Annotated in this window: 1 protein-coding gene and 1 pseudogene; one reads left to right on the top strand and one right to left on the bottom strand. The window is 77.6% G+C overall.

Features of this window, described 5'->3' with window-relative positions:
* Positions 1-482, bottom strand: a pseudogene (locus FOE67_RS26030) (hypothetical protein); the annotation flags it as partial.
* A gap of 251 nt (positions 483-733) precedes the next feature.
* Between FOE67_RS26030 and FOE67_RS26025 the strand changes: the two are divergent.
* Positions 734-1,198: a GatB/YqeY domain-containing protein gene (locus tag FOE67_RS26025; protein WP_182667277.1), complete on the top strand. Its 465-nt coding sequence runs from the start codon at positions 734-736 to the stop codon at positions 1,196-1,198.
* Positions 1,199-1,288 lie beyond the last annotated feature (90 nt).

Raw genomic sequence — 1,288 nt, 5'->3', positions numbered from 1 at the left:
GGGAGCCACAGTTCGAGGGAGCCGCCGGGCGGCAGGCGCCACCGCAGCCGGTGGGGGTCGAGGTCGGGGACGCGGCCGGCGAGGACGGCGCAGCCGAGAGCGACGGACCACAGGCGGGCGGACAGGCCGAGGTGGAGGGTGGAGGCACCCACCCGGGGGTCGGGGGTGCCGATGCGGCGGCCGGTGTCGGCGGCGGCCCCGGCGAGGAGTGCGCCGCGCGGGTCGGCACGCGGGTCGGCGAGGGGGTGGAAGGCGGCGGTGCCGGGCGTTGCCGCCTCCGTCCCCGGTCCCGGTGTCGTCGCCGGTGGCGGGGACGGGAGAAGCGGTGCGTCGGGGCCGTGGTGGAGGACGAAGTGCGGTCCGATGGCGGCGAGTCGGTCGAGGACGGGACCGGGACCGGCTGGGGTGTCGGGGTCGCGCCGCGCCCGGGCGGGACGGCGCGGGAAGCGGGGGCGCCGGCGGCGCGGATCGGTACCGGTCACGCGGGTTCCACCGGTCCTCTCCGTCGGGGGCGGCCTCCTCGGCCCCGGATATCCTGTCCGGGTTTCGCGGCTCCCCGCAAGCGTCCCGCCGGCGGGGGCGAGGGGTGCCGCCGCCGTGCGGGTTCCCGGCGCTCCGGTCGTCCCACCCGCCCGGTCGGCGGATGACGGTGGGGCCCGGCCGGGGCGTGTCCCCGGCGCGGCGCGCCGGAACCCGCTTGACCCCCCGTCCCCCTCCCCATAGGAATGACCCCATGAGCACCCTCAAGACGCGACTGCAGGACGATCTGACGGCCGCCATCAAGGGCCGTGACGAGCTGCGGTCCGCGACGCTGCGCATGACGTTGGCGGCGATCACCAAGGAGGAGGTCGCCGGGACCACCGCCCGCGAGCTCTCGGACGCCGAGGTGCTGACCGTGATCACGCGGGAGGCCAAGAAGCGGCGGGAGGCGGCCGAGGCGTTCGATCGGGGCGACCGGCCGGAGCAGGCCGCGCGGGAGCGCGCGGAGGGTGAGGTGCTGGCGGAGTACCTGCCGCAGCAGCTGAGCGACGAGGAGCTGGACGCGGTGGTGACCGAGGCCGTGGCGCAGGCGCGGGAGTCCGGTGCCGAGGGGCCGCGGGCCATGGGCGCGGTGATGAAGATCGTGAAGCCGAAGGTCGGCGACCGGGCCGAGGGCGGTCGGGTGGCCGCGGCGGTGAAGCGGGCGCTGGCGGGCTGATCCGCGCCGGTCGGGGCGTTCGGCGTCCCGTCATCGGAAGGAAGACCACGCGGCAGGGGCCGCACCCCCGGTGGAACGGGGGTGCGGCCC

Origin of the sequence: Streptomyces calidiresistens (genome assembly GCF_014141525.1) — a bacterium.
Taxonomy (GTDB): domain Bacteria; phylum Actinomycetota; class Actinomycetes; order Streptomycetales; family Streptomycetaceae; genus Streptomyces; species Streptomyces calidiresistens.
The sequence above is the reverse complement of the archived record's forward strand: the minus strand, read 5'-3'. Positions and strand labels throughout refer to the sequence as shown.